This is a genomic window from Streptomyces sp. NPDC048604 (genome assembly GCF_043199435.1).
Classification (GTDB): Bacteria; Actinomycetota; Actinomycetes; order Streptomycetales; family Streptomycetaceae; genus Streptomyces.
The window spans coordinates 245,875-264,132 of sequence record NZ_JBICVX010000010.1; the positions used below are offsets into that span (position 1 = coordinate 245,875).

At 72.7% G+C, this 18,258-nt stretch carries 17 protein-coding genes and 1 other RNA gene; 3 read left to right on the plus strand and 15 right to left on the minus strand.

The genetic code is table 11. The annotated features are described in order from the left end of the window. Positions 1-25: 25 nt before the first annotated feature. Together ACGFMM_RS22060 and ACGFMM_RS22065 are read right to left on the minus strand one after the other, a co-directional pair. Positions 26-322, minus strand: a complete 297-nt coding sequence (locus ACGFMM_RS22060; protein ID WP_393648084.1) for a DUF3039 domain-containing protein — start codon at positions 320-322, stop codon at positions 26-28. Between the two features lie 30 nt (positions 323-352). Beyond that, a complete protein-coding gene (locus tag ACGFMM_RS22065; RefSeq protein ID WP_393648085.1) occupies positions 353-913 on the minus strand; it encodes a YqgE/AlgH family protein in 561 nt (186 codons plus the stop codon). A gap of 301 nt (positions 914-1,214) precedes the next feature. Here ACGFMM_RS22065 and murA point away from each other — a divergent pair, with 301 nt between their 5' ends. Continuing rightward, on the plus strand, positions 1,215-2,555 hold the full coding sequence (gene murA / locus ACGFMM_RS22070) for a UDP-N-acetylglucosamine 1-carboxyvinyltransferase (protein ID WP_393648086.1): 1,341 nt from the start codon (positions 1,215-1,217) through the stop codon (positions 2,553-2,555). Between the two features lie 105 nt (positions 2,556-2,660). Here murA and ACGFMM_RS22075 read toward each other — a convergent pair whose 3' ends face one another. The 7 genes from ACGFMM_RS22075 to ACGFMM_RS22105 form a co-directional block, all read right to left on the minus strand. Next, positions 2,661-2,942, minus strand: coding sequence for an HU family DNA-binding protein (locus tag ACGFMM_RS22075; RefSeq protein ID WP_393648087.1), 282 nt, complete (start codon positions 2,940-2,942; stop codon positions 2,661-2,663). A 332-nt stretch (positions 2,943-3,274) separates the two neighbouring features. Continuing rightward, positions 3,275-4,711 carry an NAD-dependent malic enzyme gene (locus ACGFMM_RS22080; RefSeq protein WP_393648088.1) on the minus strand — a complete coding sequence of 479 codons (1,437 nt, stop codon included), beginning with the start codon at positions 4,709-4,711 and terminating at the stop codon, positions 3,275-3,277. 374 nt (positions 4,712-5,085) lie between these two features. Further along, entirely contained in the window at positions 5,086-7,443 is a 2,358-nt protein-coding gene (locus ACGFMM_RS22085) for a HelD family protein (RefSeq protein ID WP_393648089.1), read from the minus strand. Positions 7,444-7,573: 130 nt separating this feature from the next. Continuing rightward, positions 7,574-8,470: an anti-sigma factor family protein gene (locus ACGFMM_RS22090; protein WP_393648090.1), complete on the minus strand. Its 897-nt coding sequence runs from the start codon at positions 8,468-8,470 to the stop codon at positions 7,574-7,576. Next, the gene (locus ACGFMM_RS22095) at positions 8,467-9,102 is read right to left on the minus strand and encodes a sigma-70 family RNA polymerase sigma factor (protein WP_393648091.1); all 636 of its coding nucleotides are present in this window, start codon (positions 9,100-9,102) and stop codon (positions 8,467-8,469) included. Before ACGFMM_RS22095 ends, ACGFMM_RS22090 begins: the two co-directional genes overlap by 4 nt. 22 nt (positions 9,103-9,124) lie before the next feature. Further along, positions 9,125-9,706 carry an ABATE domain-containing protein gene (locus ACGFMM_RS22100; protein WP_393648092.1) on the minus strand — a complete coding sequence of 194 codons (582 nt, stop codon included), beginning with the start codon at positions 9,704-9,706 and terminating at the stop codon, positions 9,125-9,127. A 77-nt stretch (positions 9,707-9,783) separates the two neighbouring features. Continuing rightward, entirely contained in the window at positions 9,784-10,293 is a 510-nt protein-coding gene (locus ACGFMM_RS22105; protein WP_393648093.1) for a GNAT family N-acetyltransferase, read from the minus strand. Positions 10,294-10,373: 80 nt separating this feature from the next. Here ACGFMM_RS22105 and ACGFMM_RS22110 point away from each other — a divergent pair, with 80 nt between their 5' ends. Beyond that, positions 10,374-10,853: a DUF1772 domain-containing protein gene (locus ACGFMM_RS22110; protein WP_393648094.1), complete on the plus strand. Its 480-nt coding sequence runs from the start codon at positions 10,374-10,376 to the stop codon at positions 10,851-10,853. A gap of 78 nt (positions 10,854-10,931) precedes the next feature. On the opposite strand, the gene ACGFMM_RS22115 is transcribed toward ACGFMM_RS22110, so the two are convergent. From ACGFMM_RS22115 to ACGFMM_RS22125, 3 genes are all read right to left on the minus strand, one after another. After that, positions 10,932-12,071 (minus strand): uroporphyrinogen-III synthase, encoded by a 1,140-nt coding sequence (locus ACGFMM_RS22115; protein ID WP_393648095.1) that lies wholly within the window; start codon positions 12,069-12,071, stop codon positions 10,932-10,934. 91 nt (positions 12,072-12,162) lie between these two features. Continuing rightward, on the minus strand, positions 12,163-13,515 hold the full coding sequence (locus ACGFMM_RS22120) for a nitrate/nitrite transporter (RefSeq protein ID WP_393648096.1): 1,353 nt from the start codon (positions 13,513-13,515) through the stop codon (positions 12,163-12,165). A gap of 131 nt (positions 13,516-13,646) precedes the next feature. Then, positions 13,647-14,615 carry a LysR family transcriptional regulator gene (locus ACGFMM_RS22125; protein WP_393648097.1) on the minus strand — a complete coding sequence of 323 codons (969 nt, stop codon included), beginning with the start codon at positions 14,613-14,615 and terminating at the stop codon, positions 13,647-13,649. An 82-nt stretch (positions 14,616-14,697) separates the two neighbouring features. On the opposite strand from ACGFMM_RS22125, the gene ACGFMM_RS22130 reads away from it, so the two are divergent. After that, a complete protein-coding gene (locus ACGFMM_RS22130; protein ID WP_393648098.1) occupies positions 14,698-15,945 on the plus strand; it encodes an MFS transporter in 1,248 nt (415 codons plus the stop codon). Positions 15,946-16,033: 88 nt separating this feature from the next. On the opposite strand, the gene ssrA is transcribed toward ACGFMM_RS22130, so the two are convergent. From ssrA to ACGFMM_RS22145, 3 genes are all read right to left on the minus strand, one after another. Continuing rightward, positions 16,034-16,402: a transfer-messenger RNA gene (ssrA, locus tag ACGFMM_RS22135) on the minus strand. Between the two features lie 80 nt (positions 16,403-16,482). Continuing rightward, on the minus strand, positions 16,483-17,022 hold the full coding sequence (gene smpB, locus ACGFMM_RS22140; protein WP_393648099.1) for an SsrA-binding protein SmpB: 540 nt from the start codon (positions 17,020-17,022) through the stop codon (positions 16,483-16,485). An 18-nt stretch (positions 17,023-17,040) separates the two neighbouring features. After that, positions 17,041-18,222, minus strand: a complete 1,182-nt coding sequence (locus tag ACGFMM_RS22145; protein WP_393648100.1) for a S41 family peptidase — start codon at positions 18,220-18,222, stop codon at positions 17,041-17,043. Positions 18,223-18,258 lie beyond the last annotated feature (36 nt).

Genomic DNA, 18,258 nt, shown 5'->3' on the forward strand with positions numbered 1-18,258 from the left:
GCCGTCCCCGCGTCAGGACCGGTGGCTACTTGCCCTTGCCGCCCTTGTCCTTGTCCTTGTCCTTGTCCCCGCCCGAGCCCATGGACTCGTAGATCTCCTTGCACATGGGGCAGACCGGGTACTTCTTGGGGTCGCGCCCCGGTACCCAGACCTTGCCGCACAGCGCCACGACGGGAGTGCCGTCGAGGGCACTCGCCATGATCTTGTCCTTCTGGACGTAATGGGCGTAGCGCTCGTGGTCGCCGTCACCGTGGGACACCTGCGGCGTCGGCTCGACGAGGGTTCCCGTACCTGCCCCGCGCTCGGGCTCGAGAGTGCTCATGGGTCCCAAGAATACTGAAGCGCGGCGGCTTCAGTTCAGCGACGGGTCGTCGGGGTACGTGGCGATCATCGCGAGCTCGCCGCGCTGCCGGCGCAGGACCGCGCGCCACAGGGTCTCCGGGCGCGGACACGAGACGTCGCCGGGTTCGGACTCGACGACGTACCAGGCGCCCTCGTTGAGTTCCTGCTCCAGCTGGCCGGGGCCCCAGCCGGCGTAGCCGGCGAAGATCCGCAGCGAGCCGAGGGCGGCGGCGAGCAGCTCCGGCGGGGTCTCCAGGTCGACGAGCCCGATCGCCCCGTGCACCCGCCGCCAGCCGAGCGGGCCCTCGTCGCCGGGGATCACCGCGACGCCCAGCGCGGCGTCGAGCGAGACCGGGCCGCCCTGGAAGACCACCCCGGGCTCGCCGGCCAGCGGCGCCCAGGGCTCCAGGATGTCACCGACGGTGACAGGCGTGGGGCGGTTCAGGACCACGCCGAGGGAGCCCTCGTCGTCGTGGTCGAGCAGCAGCACGACCGCGCGGTCGAAGTTCGGGTCCGTGAGCGCGGGCGTGGCGACGAGCAGCCGTCCTGTGAGCGAGGACACCTCGGTCATGCGAGACATGATCCCGCATCCGGGCCCGCCGTGGGGACCCGGCGGCGGGACCGGTCCGGGGGCGGTGCGGCGGCGCAGGTGAGGCGTCCGGCGTCCGGTGTCCGGGGAACGACAGGGCAACAAACGGACGGTAACGCTCCGCAAGGTGACGGGAACGGAGGGTGTTGTGCCGAATTCATTACATCTGCGTGGCCGCCGCACTCTTACGAAAGGGGGGTGCTCGGCCCTTACCCTTTTCCCTGGCCCTGCCCGACCTCCCCCTCGCACGGCTTGTGGGGGACCCCTTCGGAACGCGAGATTCATGACCGGCACAGACGATGTCCTGCTTGTCCACGGCGGCACCCCGCTGGAGGGCGAGATCCGCGTCCGCGGCGCGAAGAACCTCGTGCCCAAGGCGATGGTCGCCGCCCTGCTCGGCGAAGCGCCGAGCCGGCTCCGCAACGTGCCCGACATCCGCGACGTGCGGGTGGTGCGCGGGCTGCTCCAGTTGCACGGGGTGACGGTCCGGCCGGGCGACGAGCCCGGGGAGCTGGTGCTCGACCCGACGCACGTCGAATCCGCCAACGTGGCCGACATCGATGCCCACGCCGGCTCGTCGCGCATCCCGATCCTGTTCTGCGGCCCGCTGCTGCACCGTCTGGGCCACGCCTTCATCCCGGGCCTGGGCGGCTGCGACATCGGCGGCCGGCCGATCGACTTCCACTTCGACGTGCTGCGGCAGTTCGGCGCGAAGATCGAGAAGCGGGCGGACGGCCAGTACCTGGAGGCCCCGCAGCGGCTGCGCGGCACCAAGATCCGGCTGCCGTACCCGTCCGTCGGCGCGACCGAGCAGGTGCTGCTCACGGCCGTGCTCGCCGAGGGCGTCACCGAGCTGTCCAACGCGGCGATCGAGCCGGAGATCGAGGACCTCATCTGCGTCCTGCAGAAGATGGGCTCGATCATCGCCATCGACACCGACCGGACGATCCGGATCACCGGCGTCGACAAGCTCGGCGGCTACAACCACCAGGCGCTCCCGGACCGCCTGGAGGCGGCCTCCTGGGCGTCCGCGGCGCTCGCCACCAGCGGCAACATCTACGTACGCGGCGCGCAGCAGCGCTCGATGATGACCTTCCTCAACACGTACCGGAAGGTCGGCGGCGCCTTCGAGATCGACGACGAGGGCATCCGTTTCTGGCACCCCGGCGGCCAGCTGAAGTCCATCGCCCTGGAGACGGACGTCCACCCCGGTTTCCAGACCGACTGGCAGCAGCCGCTGGTGGTCGCGCTGACGCAGGCGACGGGCCTGTCGATCGTCCACGAGACGGTGTACGAGTCCCGGCTGGGCTTCACCTCGGCGCTGAACCAGATGGGCGCGCACATCCAGCTGTACCGCGAGTGCCTGGGCGGCTCGGACTGCCGCTTCGGCCAGCGCAACTTCCTGCACTCGGCGGTCGTCTCCGGCCCGACCAAGCTGCAGGGCGCGGACCTGGTCATCCCCGACCTCCGCGGCGGCTTCTCGTACCTCATCGCCGCCCTGGCCGCCGAGGGCACCTCCCGCGTCCACGGCATCGACCTGATCAACCGCGGCTACGAGAACTTCATGCAGAAGCTGGTCGAGCTCGGTGCGAAGGTCGAGCTCCCCGGCAGTTCGTTGGTGTAGCCCTCAGGGCCCCTGAGGGGGCCTCAGGAGCGCGGAAGGGCCGGTGCCCACCCCCTGGGGTGGGCACCGGCCCTTGTGCGCTTCGTACGGGCGTACGGAGGGCGCTTACTTGCCCTTGGCGGCTTCCTTGAGCTTCGAGCCCGCGGAGACCTTCACGCTGAAACCGGCCGGGATGTCGATCGGGTCGCCGGTCTGCGGGTTGCGGGCGGTACGAGCGGCACGGTGGGTGCGCTCGAAGGTCAGGAAGCCGGGGATGGTGACCTTCTCGTCGCCCTTGGCGACGATCTCGCCGGTGATCTCGGCGAAGGCGGCCAGCACGGCGTCGGCGTCCTTGCGGGTCACCTCGGCGCGGTCGGCCAGGGCGGCCACCAGCTCACTGCGGTTCATGTTGTTACTCCCGTGTTCTTCTTGCCTGTGAGGCGGGCCACGCGGCGGAGCCGCATGTTGGGGCACAGCGAAGCCGATGCTGCCAGGGCCCTCGGACAGTCCCCGGACCCGGGTCTGTCGCCAGACCCTCGCGCCCGAATAGGCATCCTGCCCCCACCAGCGGCGGGAACGCCAATCCGGCACCCTCCGGGGTCACACGAAAAGCGCCAGAGGCCCTTCGCGGTGACGTTGCGTCGACTCCGCGAAGACGCTGCGGAGCCGAACAAAACCCTAAAGGCGGGTTTACGGCGCGACGTCCCGCGACGCGCCGTCAGACCCCGTTCGGCGAGGCGTCAGAGCCCGTTCGCCGCCGAGTCGGCCCCGGCGCCCGCCGCCTTCGCCGCGGTGCGCACAGCGCCCGCCACGGCGCCGGCGACCTTGTCGTTGAAGACCGACGGGATGATGTAGTTCGGGTTCAGCTCGTCGTCGGTGACGACGTCCGCGAGCGCGCTCGCCGCGGCGAGCATCATCTCCGTGTTGACGGTGCGGGACTGCGCGTCGAGCAGACCGCGGAAGACGCCCGGGAAGACCAGCACGTTGTTGATCTGGTTCGGGAAGTCCGAACGGCCGGTGGCCACCACGGCCGCGGTCTGGCGGGCGACTGCCGGGTCGACCTCCGGGTCCGGGTTCGCGAGCGCGAACACGATCGCGCCCTCCGCCATAGCCGCCACGTCCTCCGCGCCGAGCAGGTTCGGGGCCGAGACGCCGATGAACACGTCCGCGCCGGCGACGGCCTGCTTGAGGGTGCCGGTGGCGCCCTCCGGGTTGGTGTTGTCGGCGATCCAGCGCAGCGGCGAGTCGGCCGGCGCGTCCACCAGGTCCTCGCGGCCCGCGTGCACGACGCCGTGGATGTCGGCGACCACCGCGTGCTTGACGCCGGCCGCGATGAGCAGCTTGAGGATGGCCGTACCGGCCGCGCCGGCGCCGGACATGACGACCCGTACGTCGCCGATGCCCTTGCCGACCACCCGCAGCGCGTTGGTCAGCGCGGCGAGCACCACGATGGCGGTGCCGTGCTGGTCGTCGTGGAAGACGGGGATGTCCAGGGCCTCGCGCAGCCGCGCCTCGATCTCGAAGCAGCGGGGCGCGGAGATGTCCTCCAGGTTGATGCCGGCGAAACCGGGGGCGATGGCTTTCACGATCGCGACGATCTCGTCGGTGTCCTGGGTGTCCAGGCAGATCGGCCAGGCGTCGATGCCGGCGAAGCGCTTGAACAGGGCCGCCTTGCCCTCCATGACCGGCAGCGCGGCCTTGGGGCCGATGTTGCCGAGGCCGAGGACGGCGGAGCCGTCGGTGACCACGGCGACCGAGTTGCGCTTGATGGTGAGGCGGCGGGCGTCCTCGGGGTTCTCGGCGATCGCCATGCAGACCCGGGCCACGCCCGGGGTGTAGATCATCGAGAGGTCGTCACGGTTGCGGATGGGGTGCTTGGACGCCATCTCGATCTTGCCGCCGAGGTGCATGAGGAACGTACGGTCGGAGACCTTGCCGAGGACGACGCCCTCGATGGTCCCGAGCTTCGCCACGATCTCGTCCGCATGGGTGGTGGAGGTCGCCGCGACGGTGACGTCGATGCGCAGCTTCTCGTGGCCGGAAGCGGTCACGTCGAGACCGGTGACGTGGCCGCCGGAGGACTCGACGGCGGTGGTGAGCTGGGAGACCGCAGTCCCGCTCGCCGGTACCTCGAGACGGACCGTCATCGAGTACGAGACGCTGGGCGCCGTTGCCATGTCCGGGTTCCTCTGCTTTCCCTAGCTTCGTTGCTACGCCGCCCCGGCCGGCTGCCCGGCGGCGCCCTCCGATCGTCGCACCTACCAGCGGGTAGCAGGTAATGCGGTCATTTTGTTTTCGGAAAGTAGTTTCCACCATACGAGAACTAGAGGAAGAACAGAAGAGGCCCCCGTCACCAGTGGTGACAGGGGCCTCAACTTTGTGCATACGCACGAATCACTCTTGAGTGGCACCGACCCGCCATGCTCGCCTCGCGGCAAGTGGTCCCTCTGAGGGACGAAGGTTGGGCCCGGGGGCTTGGATCGAGCCGGTGCCACAGACAGGCTAACAAACCGCCCCCGGAAGTGATTCCTGCCGCGCAGGATGACCGGAATCAGTCCCGCAGCAGGTCCGGGACCCCGTCCTCGTCCGGTACGTCACGCGGCCCGGAGACCACCGTGAGCTGCTGCGTCGCCCGGGTCAGCGCCACGTACAGCACCCGCAGGCCGGCCGGGGACTCGTCGGCGATCTCCGCCGGCGAGACGACCACCGTGGCGTCGTACTCCAGGCCCTTGGCCTCCAGGGAGCCCAGCGCCACCACCCGGTCGCCCAGGTCCGCCAGGAGCCGGGCGGCCTGCTCGCGGCGGTGCATGGCCACCACGACGCCGACCGTGCCGTCCACCCGCTCCAGGAGCCGCGCCGCCTCCGCGTGCACAGCCGCCGGCAGGGCGCCCGGCTCCGGCACGGCCGTGAACCGGGGCTCCACCCCGGTCGAACGGACCGCGCGCGGGGACTCCTTGCCGGGCATCGCCAGCGCCAGGACCTTGGCGGCCAGCTCGGCGATCTCCGCCGGGTTGCGGTAGTTCACGGTGAGCTCGAAGCGGCGCCGCGGCCGGCTGCCCAGCGCCTCCTCCCGGGCCTCGGCAGCCTCGTCGGGGGTGGACCAGGACGACTGGGCCGGGTCGCCGACGACCGTCCAGGTGGCGTGCCGGCCGCGGCGGCCGACCATCCGCCACTGCATGGGCGTGAGGTCCTGCGCCTCGTCGACGATGACGTGGGTGTACTCGGTGCGCTCCGCGGCCAGCCGCTCGGCCCGCTCCCACTGGGTCTCCTCGCGCACCGGCATCAGCTCCTCCAGGCCGGTGAGCTGGTCCAGCGGGTCGTACTCGCGTCTCTTCTTCGGCCGGGCCGGGGTGCCGAGCAGGGCGCCCAGCTCGTCGAGCAGGGCCACGTCGTGGACCGAGTACCCCTCCCGGCGCAGCGAGCGGGCCACCCGGCGCACCTCGCCCGGGTTGAGCACCCGGCGCGCCCAGCGGGACAGCCGCTTCTCGTCGGCCATGGCGTCGAGGACCCCGCGAGGGGTGAGTTCCGGCCACCAGGCGTCCAGGAAGCCGAGGAAGGCGTCCTCGGTCGCGACGTCCTCGTCGAAGGAGGACCGCAGCTCGGCGGCCAGCTCGGGGTCCGTGTGCCGAGAGCCCGCGCCGGACTTCGCGTACAGGGCGTCGAGCAGCAGCCGGCGGGCGCGCGGGCGCAGCAGGTTGACCGGGGCGGTGCCGCCGAGCACGATGTTGCGGATCCGCTGCAGGTCGTCGGCCTCCAGCTCCAACCGGCGGCCGAAGGCGACGACCCGCAGCCGGGTGGGCGTGCCGGGGGCGGCGGCCCCGGGCTCCTCGCCGAGGGCGAGCTGCCCGTCCCTCGCGGCGGGCGCGGGCGTCTCCAGGGCGCCCCGGGCCGCCTTGTGCAGCACCTTCAGCATCCGCGAGGAGCCCTTGACCCGGGCGACCGGCGGCTCGTCGTACACGGTGGCCTCGACGCCGTCGACCAGCGAGCCGACCGCGCGGATGGCGACCTGGCCCTCCTCGCCGAGCGAGGGCAGCACGCCCTCGGTGTACGAGACGAGCAGCGGCGTCGGGGAGACGATCAGGATGCCGCCCGCGTACCGCCGCCGGTCCTGGTAGAGCAGGTACGCGGCCCGGTGCAGCGCCACGGCCGTCTTGCCGGTGCCGGGACCGCCCTCGACGTACGTGACGGAGGCGGCGGGCGCGCGGATGACCAGGTCCTGCTCGGCCTGGATGCTGGAGACGATGTCCCGCATGGTGTGGCTGCGGGCCTGGCCGAGCGCGGCCATCAGCGCGCCGTCGCCGATCGCGGGGAGCTCCGCGCCGCCGAGGAAGGCGGTCAGCTCGGGGCGCATCAGGTCGTCCTCGACGCCGAGCACCCGGCGGCCCTTGGAGCGGATGACCCGGCGGCGCACCACCCGGCCGGGGTCGACCGGGGTGGAGCGGTAGAACGGGGCGGCGGCGGGGGCCCGCCAGTCGATGACCAGCGGGGCGTACTCCTCGTCGAGCACGCCGATCCGGCCGATGTGCAGGGTCTCGCCGATGTCGGCGATCTGACGGGTGCCGTCGGACCGGATCGCGTCCTCCGCCGGCTCCACCGAGGTGTACGCGCCGTCCGGGCCCTTCTTGCCGTCCTTGCCGTTCAGCAGGTCGATCCGGCCGAAGAGGAAGTCCTCGAACTCGTTGTTGAGCCGGTTGAGGTGGACTCCGGCCCGGAACACCTGGGCGTCGCGCTCGGCGAGCGCGCCGGGCGTGCCGACATGTCCGCGCTGGGCGGCGTCGTGCATCAGGAACTCCGCCTCGTGGATCTTCTCCTCGAGACGCCGGTAGACCCGGTCCAGATGGTCCTGTTCGACACCGATCTCGCGGTCCCGGACGGTGTCGACCACACCGTCGGCTTCCTGCGCGGCCACCGAGGCCCCCTTCTCAACGTGCACTGGGCAGCCGTCGAGCGTACGCCACGGTGGCCGGTATGTCAGGCGTGGTCCCTTCCGGAGAGCCTCGGGAGTGTTCGCGTGCGCTGCGGGAGTCGTCGGACGGGCCTCAGGCGTCGACCTCCACCAGGCGGTCGCCGTCGAAGGTCCTGACCTCGAAGCGGTCGATCTCGTCCCGGTTCATGGCCGCGCCGCCGTGGACGTACAGCGGGTTCTTCGCGGCCTCATTGGGACTGTCGGGGATGCCGTAGCCCCACTTCGGGACGGCCCAGGAGGTGACGATCTCCTCCTCCCCCGTCTTGGAGACGGCGACCAGGGTGCACTTCAGCGGGCCCTTGACGTTCTTGAGCTCCAGGACGGTGTGGGTGCCCCAGCCCTTCTTCTCGATGCCGACGGTGGCGCTGACCTTGGTGGTCGCGTCGGTGGCGGCGAGCTTCTCCTCCATGTGGTGGAAGAAGGCGTCCTCGGCGGGGCTGGTGGGGTGCGGATCGGCGGCGACGTTGCTGCGGCCGTCGCCGGACGTGGCGACCACGGCGACGGCGGGCCCGCCGATGATCAGCGCGGCGGCCGCGGCGATCAGGTAGCGGGTGCGGCGGCGGCGCTGGGCGCGCCGGGCGCCGACCTCGTCGACCAGCCGGTCGAGCAGCTCCGGCCGGGGCGCCACGGGCGGCTCGACCAGGGCCGGGCGCGGGATCGCGGGCCGGGGTGAGGGCGGGCGGGGGGCGAAGGCGTCGAAGGTGTCGTCCGCGTACGGGTCGACGCCCGGCGTGCCGGCGCCGGTGCGCTGTCCGGGGACGGCGGCGGGGCCGGGGCCCTCGGAGAGCAGGGCCAGCATCGGTTCGAGCCCGGAGAACTCCTCCAGATGCTCGGCGCAGCGCTCGCAGCCGGCGAGGTGGGCCTCGAAGGCGGTGGCGTCCGCGTCGTCGAGCACGCCGAGCACATACGCGCCGACGGCGTCGTGCGGCGACTCGCGGTCGTACGCCGGTCCGCTGTCGAACGCGGTCATACCGTCACCCCCCTCTCCTCCAGCGCGAGTTTCATCGAACGCAGTGCGTAGAACACCCGGGACCGGACGGTCCCGCTGGGTATGCCGAGCGTCTCGGCCGCCTCGTTGACGGTACGCCCCTTGAAGTACGTCTCGACCAAGACTTCCCGGTGCGCCGGGGTCAAATCGTCGAGGGCGTCGGAGAGGGTCATGAGCCAGAGAGCCTTGTCGATCTCGTCCTCCGCGGGCATGACCTCCAGCGGCGACGCGTCGACCTCCTGCGGCCGGGCCTGCCGGCTGCGGTGACCGTCGATGACGATGCGCCGGGCGACCGTCACCAGCCAGGGTCTGACGGAACCGGTGGCCTGGCCCAGGCTGCCGGCGTTCTTCCAGGCACGGATGAGCGTCTCCTGTACGACGTCCTCGGCGCGCTGGCGGTCGCCGGCGACGAGGCGTAGTACGTAGGCGAGCAGCGGGCCGGCGTGCTCCCGGTACAGCGCCCGCATCAACTCCTCGTCGGGAAGTGACGCTTGGAGCCGTGCGGGACTGCCGCGGTGCCGGGCCCGGTGCGGACGGTCATCGTGCACGGCGGCATCCTTGCGCACGCTGAACCTCCCGGTCGAGACCTTGTCGGACTGTTGTCCTCCTCCCATACGCGCCGGACCGGGGCGGTGTTCAACGCGCGGCGGAATTTCTTCGCGCCGGATGCCGGCGGCGGTGCCGGGCCACGCGCTCGCGGTTGCCGCAGACCTCGCTGGAGCACCAGCGCCGGCGGCGGCCGCGGGAGGTGTCGAGGTAGCAGCGGTGGCAGTCGTCGCTCTCGCACTGCCGCAGCAGGGTGCGGGCGACGGGGTCGGTGAGCAGGTCGACCGCGTCGCGGGCGACGGCGGCGAGCAGGGCACGGCAGTCGGGTTCGGCGCTCAACTCCCGGACGAGGCCGCCGGTCTCGCTGCGCACGGCGCGGGGTGCGGGCGGGGCGGCGGCCGCGGCGAGGGCGTTGAGCCGGGCGAGGGCGGCCGGGTCGGGGCCGGCGCCGCGGAGCTGGCCGTGCACCAACGCGTTGACGCAGTCGCCGAGTTCGCGGAACCGGGCGACCCAGCGGGCGTCCACGGAGGGCAGCCGGGTGGCGCCGGGGACGAGGCCCTCGGCGTGCAGCCAGCGGTCGAGCGCGTCGGCGCGGTCGGGCGGCTGGGCGGCCAGGTCGAGACAGATCCGTCCGGCGTCGATCCGTACGGGGGGACCGGCGAGCACGGTCATGACCCTGTCACCACCTCGCGGTCGGGGGACGGTCGGCGCGGTGCCGCCACCAGAGTGCCCACGCGGGGCGCGGCCGACTAGGGGTGCGGCGGAGGATCGTCGTGCAGGATCCGCTGGAAGAGGTGGTGTTCGCGCCAGGCGCCGTCGATGTGCAGGTAGTCCGGGGCGGTGCCGATGCGGACGAAGCCGGACTTGGCGAGGACGCGCTGGGAGGCGTGGTTGTCGAGCAGGGTGCACGCCTCGATCCGGTGCAGCCCGGACTCCTCGCGGGCGGCCCGGCACACGTCGTCGACGAGCCGGGTGGCCAGGCCCTGCCCGGCGTAGGCGGGATCCACCCAGTACCCGAGGGAGGCGCTGCGGAACGGCCCTTCGACGATCCCGGAGAGCATGGCCAGGGCGACGATCGCCTCGCCGTCCACGGCGACCCGCCGCCGCCCGCCGTCCGCGAGCCGCTCGGCCTGCCCCTCGGCGGTGTAGTACCGCTCGGCCCGGTAGGGCTCCCAGGGGCGCAGATACTCCCGGATGCGCACCAGCGCGGCGGCGAGGGCGGGGGCGTCGGAGGGGCCGGCGGGCCGTATGTCGATCATCGGGCCACGGTAGACGCCCGCATATGGAACGTGGACGGATATCCATGGTCCCGCGGGCCGCCCATCGATTGACTGTGCCCATGACAGAGAACAGGGGCGGGACGGGACGGGGCGCCGTGCTCGGCGCGGCGACGGCGGCGACGGGACTGGTCGCGGGGGTGTGGCTGGCCTATGTGTGCTCGGTGATGCCGGCGCTTGGGCGCAGTGACGACGAGACCTTCGTCGAGGTGATGCGGAACATCAACGACGTGATCCAGAACCCGGTGTTCTTCACGCCGTTCTTCGGCGCGCTGGTCCTCACCGGGATCGCGGCCTGGCAGCAGCGCCGCACCCGGGCGAGGGGCTGGGTGCTCGCGGCGCTCGCGCTCTACGTCGCGGTCTTCGTGGTCACCTCGGCGGTCAGCGTCCCACTGAACGACGCCCTCGCGGCGGCCGGGGACATCGCCGTGGCCCGGGCGGACTTCGAGACCCCGTGGGTCGCCTGGAACCTGGTCCGCCTGGTGCTGACGGTCCTGGGCTTCGGCTGCCTGCTGCGGGCGACGGCACTGCGGGAGCGCTGAGAGGCGCGGGGGCGCCGACCGGCCGGAGCCGGGCCCCTCAGAACCCTGGGGCCGGCCCCGGGCTCCCTCGGAACCTCCCTACGCGTCCGCGTACTTCGTCTCCGCCGCCTGGTCCACGGCCAGCCGGTAGCCGCGCTTGACGACCGTCTGGATCAGCTTCGGGGCGCCCAGGGCGGTGCGGAGGCGGGCCATCGCCGTCTCCACCGCGTGCTCGTCGCGGCCCGCGCCCGGCAGCGCGCGCAGCAGGTCCGCCCGGGAGACCACCCAGCCCGGCTTGCGGGCCAGTGCGCCGAGCAGCGCCATGCCCGCCGGCGGCACCGGCCGGAGCACTCCGTCGACGAGCACCGCGTGCCCGCGGATCTCGACGCTGCGGCCGGCCACCGGCAGCGTACGGGCCCGGGCCGGCAGCTCCCGGCAGAGCAGCTGCACCAGCGGCCCGAGCCGGAACCGCTCCGGCTGGAGCGTGTCGATGCCCCGCGCCTGAAGCGGCAGCGCGGTCACCGGCCCCACGCACACCGCGAGCACCTCGTGCCGCAGCGCGGCGAGCAGCTCCGGGAGGACGCCCCGGTCCTCCGCCCGGGTCAGCAGCGAGGCCGCCGCCGGCGCGCTGGTGAACGTCACCGCGTCCAGCGAACCGGCCAGCGTCTGGTCGAGCAGCCGGTCCAGCGGCGCGAGGTCCTCCGGCGGCATCCACCGGTACACCGGCACCCCGACGACCTCCGCGCCGCCCGCCGTCAGCGCCTCCACGAACCCCGGCAGCGGCTCCCCGTGCAGCTGCAGGGCGATCCGGCGGCCCGCCACGCCCTCCGCGAGCAGCCGCTCCAGGACCTCGGCCATGGACTCCGAGGAGGGCGACCAGTTCTCCGTGAGCCCGGCAGCCCGCACCGCGCCCTTCACCTTCGGCCCGCGGGCCAGCAGCTCCACCCCGCGCAGACAGTCGAGGAGCTCATCCCCGTGGCCCCAGCCCTCGGCCGCCTCGATCCAGCCGCGGAAGCCGATCGCCGTGGTGGCGACGACGACGTCCGGGGCGTTGCCGATGAGTTCCTTCGTCGCGGCGAGGAGCTCGGTGTCGTCGGCCAGGGGGACGATCCGCAGTGCCGGCCCGTGCACCACGGCCGCGCCGCGGCGGCGCAGCAGCGCGGCCAGCTCGTCCGCGCGCCGCGCCGCCGTGACACCGACGGTGAACCCCGCGAGGGGCCCCTGCTCTTGCTCGTTCATGGGAACCGAGACTGACGGCACCGCGTGACAGTCTCGGTTCTCCTGTATTTCCCGGTCGTTACGGACCCCTGTGTCGCCGACCACTGCCGGCTCACACCTCGGCGTATCCGGGCTGCGCCTCGTCGGCCGCCGCCTCCGCGGTGTCCGGCACGGCGACCGTCCCGCGAAGGTATACCGCCCAGGTGACGACGATGCACGCAGCGTAGAAGGCCAGGAAGGCGAGGAAGGCCGAGGTGCCGGAGCCCGCGGTCTGGAAGGACTGCCGGAAGGCGAGGTTGATACCGAGCCCGCCGATCGCCCCGACCGCGCCGATCAGCCCCATGGAGGCCCCGGAGAGCCGGCGGCCGTACGCCTCGGCCTCCTCCCCCGCCAGGCCCTTGCGGTGGCCCTGGGCGAGGAAGATCGCGGGGATCATCTTGTACGTGGAGCCGTTGCCGAGGCCGCTGAGCACGAACAGCCCGATGAAGCCGACGAGGAACACGGTCAGCGACTCGATCACCGAGGCGTAGACGACGACGCCGGTCGACGCCGCCATCGCGACGAAGGTCCACAGCGTGATCCGCGCGCCGCCGTACCGGTCGGCCAGCGAGCCGCCGACCGGCCGGATCAGCGAGCCGAGCAGCGGGCCGACGAAGGTCAGCGAGGCGGCCTGCAGCGGGGTCCGGCCGAACTGCGTCTGGAGCACCAGGCCGAAGGCGAAGCTGTAGCCGATGAAGGAACCGAAGGTGCCGATGTACAGGAACGCCATGATCCAGGTGTGCCGGGCCCGGGCGGCCTCCTTCACCGCGCCGGTGTCGTTCTTCACCGGGGCCAGGTTGTCCATGAAGAGCGCCGAGCACACCGCGGCCACGACGATCAGCGGAAGGTAGACGCCGAGCACGATCCGCGGGTGCGCCGCGCCGGCCGTGCCGATGACCAGCAGGCCGACCAGCTGGACCACCGGGACGCCGATGTTGCCGCCGCCCGCGTTGAGACCGAGCGCCCAGCCCTTCTTGCGGAGCGGGAAGAACGCGTTGATGTTGGTCATCGAGGAGGCGAAGTTGCCGCCGCCGACGCCGGTGAGCGCGGCGACCAGCAGGAACGTCCCGTACGAGGTCCCCGGCTCCATCACCGCGTACGCCAGGCCGGTCGGCAGGAGCAGCAGCAGCGCGCTGACGATCGTCCAGTTCCGGCCGCCGAAGCGGGCGACCGCGAAGGTGTACGGGATGCGGACGAAGGCGCCGACGAAGGTGGCGGTCGCGATCAGGAAGAACTTGTCCGCAGGACCGATCCCGTACTCCGGCCCCATGAACAGGACCATCACCGACCAGAGGGTCCAGATCGAGAAGCCGACGTGCTCGGAGAACACGGACCACAGCAGATTCCGCTTGGCGATCCTCTCTCCCTGCTCACGCCAGAACGTCTCGTCCTCCGGCTCCCAGCGTTCGATCCACCGACCGCCCATGTCCCACCTCCGTGTCGTGTCCCAACCTGTTCCCCGACGCTAGGGAGGGCGCGTTTCAGGCCGATGCCGCGAGGTGACGGGTACGGAACCTTGCTCTCACGGGGCCGCGGCGGGTCGTGTGAGCAGCCGCGTCAGGCCGCGGGCAGGCCCGGCTCCCCCTCCGGGAGCCAGGCCCCCGGAGGCCGTACGAGCCACCCCTCGCTGCCGCCGAGCTCCGCCGCCGCCCGGCGCACCGCGTCCAGACCGGGATGCCGCAGCCCGCGCCGCCACACCAGCGACACCGGGGAGAGCGGTACGGGGCCGGTGAGCGGCCGCAGCACGGAGCCCGGCATCGGCGGGAAGCCGACGACGGCGAGCACGGGCGTGCGGTGCTTGGCCATCAGCCGCCGGAACTCCTCCTTGCCGACGGCGAGCGGCGCGGGCGGCGCGATCTCGATGCCCCGCCCGGCGAACAGCCGGACCGCCAGGTCGGTCCACTCGGGGGTGCGCTCGTTGCCCGCCCCCGCGTAGATCCGCTCGCCCGCGAGCGCGCCGAGCGGCACCTCGGGCAGGCCGGCGAGCCGGTGGTCCTCGGGCAGGATCACGGCCATCGGCTCGTACCGGACGAACTGCGCGTCGAGCCGGGCCCGCGTCGCCGCCGCGAGCCCCCCGTACCGGCCGAAGGAGACGTCGAGCCCGCCGGCCACGATCTGCGCCGCGGCCCCGGTGAGCCCGCTCTCGTACCGGGCCATCAACTCCTGCTCGGGGGCGAGTTCGCGGGCCCGGGACAGGACGCGGCAGGGGGTCTTGAGGTCCGGGCTGTTGAGGTCGACGAGCAGCGGGCGAGCCGCGTCCCGGAAGGCGTCGGCGAGCGCGTCGTGCGCGGCGAGGACCTGCCGGGCGTACGGCAGCAGCCGCTCGCCGTCCGCGGTGAGGGTGACCTGCCGGGTGGTGCGCACGAACAGGTCCGTGCCCAACTCCCGTTCCAGACGGCGGATGTCCCGGCTGAGGGCCTGCTGGGCCACGTACAACCGGGCGGCGGCGCGGGTGAAGTGCAGTTCGTCGGCGACGGCGGTGAAGGCGCGCAGCAGTCGCGGGTCGAGATCGGTCGAGGAGGCCACCCGGCATTTAACAACGCAGGTGCGTGAATGGCCATCGGTTAGGTGTTGGACCGGGCCGGGACGCCTCCGTGAACCTTGATCCATGCCTCGGATCCCCCTGACCCTGACCCCGCACGGCCCCGCCCTCGCCCCCCGCTACGACGCCCGTCCCGCAGCGCCGCGGCGGCGCAGCGCCAACCCCTACGTCCGGCTGTTCGCCGCCCCCGGGGCCAAGGCGTTCACGGCGGGCAACCTCGTCGCCCGGCTGCCGATGGGCATGTTCAGCGTCTCCGCGGTGATCATGATCTCCGCGGCGTACGGCTCGTACGCGCTGGCCGGCGCGGTCACCGCGACCGGGCTGGCCGTCGGCGCGGTCGTCGCCCCGTGGACGGCGCGGCTGGTCGACCGGTACGGGCAGGCCCGGATCGCCGTCCCCGCCACGGTCCTCGCGGTGCTCGGCCATCTGGCGCTGCTGCTGTGCGTACGGGCCGGGGCGCCGGCCTGGACGCTCTTCGTCAGCTGCGCGGCGACCGCGACCACCCCCAACACCGGGGCCATGTCGCGGGCCCGCTGGGCCCATCTGTACCGGGACGACCCGGCGGCCCGGCACACCGCGAACGCCTTCGAGCAGGCCACGGACGAGCTGTGCTTCATGCTCGGGCCGGTGCTCGCCGCGTTCCTGTGCGCGGCGCTCTTCCCGCAGGCCGGCACGCTGGTGGCCGCGGCGCTGTTCCTCGGCGGGGTGCTGCTCTTCGCCGCGCAGCGCTCCACGGAACCGCCGGTGGCCCCGCGGACCCGGGCCGGCTCGCCGCTGCGCGCCCCGGGCATGGCGCCGCTGCTGGGGGTCTTCCTGGCGACGGGCGCGGTGTTCGGCGCGATGGAGGTGGTGACGCTGGCGTACGTGGACGGTCCGGTCGCCGGTCCGGTGCTCGCCCTGCAGGCGGCCGGATCGTGCGCGGCGGGCCTGGTCTACGGCCGGGTCCGCCGGGCCGCCGGGCTCGGCGCCTGCCTGGCGGCGATGACGACGCTGATGACGCTGCCGCTGCTCGCGGCCACGGTCACGAGGGGGTCCCTCCTCGCCCTGGCGGGCGGGCTGCTCCTCGCGGGCATGGCGACGGCCCCGACGATGGTCACGGGCATGTCGCTGGTGCAGCGGCTGACGCCCGCGGCGCAGCTGAACGAGGGCATGACGCTGGCGGTGACCGCCCTGCTCGGCGGGATCGCGGCCGGCTCTGCGGCGGGCGGCTGGGCCGCCGAGCACGCCCCGGCGGCGGCGTACGGCTACCTCGCCCCGCCGCTGGCGGCGGCCACCGCGCTGCTGCTGTACATGACGAAGGCCCGGCGGGCATGACGAAGGCCCGGCGGTCGTGAGACCACCGGGCCTTCGCCCACATGGGATGAGGGGGTCTGGGGGGCATGCCCCCCGGACCAACTCCAACGCGTGGAGATGGCGGGAATCGAACCCGCGTCCAACGGTGCGGAATCAGGGCTTCTCCGTGTGCAGTCTGGTACGAGTTTCTCAGCCCTCCGGATCACCCAGACAAGTCCGGAACGGGCTCAGTCACTGTTTGATTTCCCTCTTCACCCCGTGACCGGGATCAAGGTTTAGTCCCCTGGATGATGCCAGGATCCGGGTCGGGAACAGCCCCGGGCTGACACTTCGCAAGTCGCTACTTAGGCAGCGAGGGCGAAGGAATCGCGCTTGGTGTTGGCGATTATAGGTTTCGGCGCGTGGTTTACGAGATCATTGCCGCTTCCTCGACACGCTTCCCCTGCTTCGACATCCGCTGTCGAAACCGATCATCCCCATGTTGTTTTTTCAAGGTGTGCACCCGCTGTGAGGTGCAGGGCCCATGGTACGTGACCACCGGGCCCGGTTGCCAGCGAGTTAACGCTCCCGCGCGCGCTGCCGCCGGCGGGCGGCCGCGATCGCCCGGCTCGCCTCGCGCGTGTCCTGCTGCTCGCGCAGGGTCTGCCGCTTGTCGTACTCCTTCTTGCCCTTGGCCAGCGCGATCTCGCACTTCACCCGGCCGCCCAGGAAGTACAGCGCGAGGGGCACGATCGTGTGACCCGTCTCGCCCGCCTTCTGCTCCAGCTTGTCGATCTCGGCGCGGTGCAGCAGCAGCTTCCGCTTCCGCTTCGCCGAGTGGTTGGTCCAGCTGCCCTGCGAGTACTCCGGCACGTGGATGTTGTGCAGCCACGCCTCGTGCCCGTCGATCTGCACGAAGCCGTCGACCAGCGAGGCCCGGCCCATCCGCAGCGACTTCACCTCGGTGCCCATGAGGGCGAGGCCCGCCTCGTAGGTGTCGAGGATGTGGTAGTCGTGCCGCGCCTTCTTGTTCTGCGCGATGAGCTTGCGCTCCGGACCCTTGTCCTTGGTGTTCTTCTTGGCAGGCTTGCCCTGCACGTTCACGAGTCCCTTTGCCATAGTGCGGTCATTTTCGCACTACGAGCCCCTCCTGAGGCCACTCAATACCGAGCGGGCCTGCTCCTCGGCGCGCGGACCCGAGCCGTCGCCGACGGTGAGGTCCGGGGTGATCCCGCGGCCGTCGACGCCGCGCCCGGCCGGGGTGCGGTAGTGGCCGACGGTGAGCTCGGCGACGGAGCCGCCGGGCAGGGCGCTGGGCATCTGCACGGAGCCCTTGCCGAAGGTGCGGGCGCCGACCGTGACCGCCCGGCCGCGGTCCTGCAGGGCGCCGGTCAGCAGCTCGGCCGCGCTCATGGTGCCGCCGTCGATCAGCGCGACCACGGGCCGGCGGGTGTCGCCGCCGCCCTGCGCGTACACCGCGCGCTGCTCGCCGTCCACGTCGTACGTGGCGACCAGGCCGCCGTCGAGGAAGGCGGAGGCGGCCACCGCGGCCTCGGCGACCAGGCCGCCGGAGTTGCCCCGCAGGTCGAGCAGGACGCCCACGCCGGCCGGGGCGGACCGGACCGCCTCGCGCACCCGGTCGCCGGCGCCGCGGGTGAAGGCGGTGACCCGGATCAGCACGGCCCCGTCGTCGAGCCGCCGCACGGTGACCGTCTCGGTGGCCAGCCGGGCCCGCTTCAGGGTCGCCGTCCAGACGGTCCCGCCGCGGGCCATGCCGAGCACGACCGGCGAGCCGGGGACGCCGTCGCCGCGCAGTAAGGAGACCACCTCGGAGACGGACAGCCCGTGGACCGGGCGGCCGTCGACGCTCCGCAGCCGGTCGCCCGCCCGCAGCCCGGCCCGTCCGGCGGGGCCGTCGGCGCGGGCGTCCGCCACCTCGACGCCCCCGTCGGCGGCGTGCCGGGCGGAGAGCCCGACGCCGGTGTACCGGCCGCCGAGGGTCTGCTCGAACTCCTGGTATTCCCGGCTGTCGTACACCGCGCCCCAGCGGTCGCCGCTGCGGCTGACGAACTCCTCGGCGGCCTGGGTGCCGGACTTGCCGTCGGCGATCGCCTCCGCAGCGGCCTCGGTCAGCGCCTCGCGGTCGACGGTGCCGCCGGCCGGGCGGGCGGCCCCGCTCAGGGCCGGCGGCTCCTCGGGCCGGACGCGCGGCAGGGTGTCGGTCACCACGGCGGCCGCGAGCACGCCCGCGAAGACCAGCGTCAGGGCGGCCCCGACGCCGTGGCGACGGGGCCTGCGACAGAAGCCTGGGCCCACCATGCCGCCCACTCTAGGACAAGCACCGAGCGCCGTACG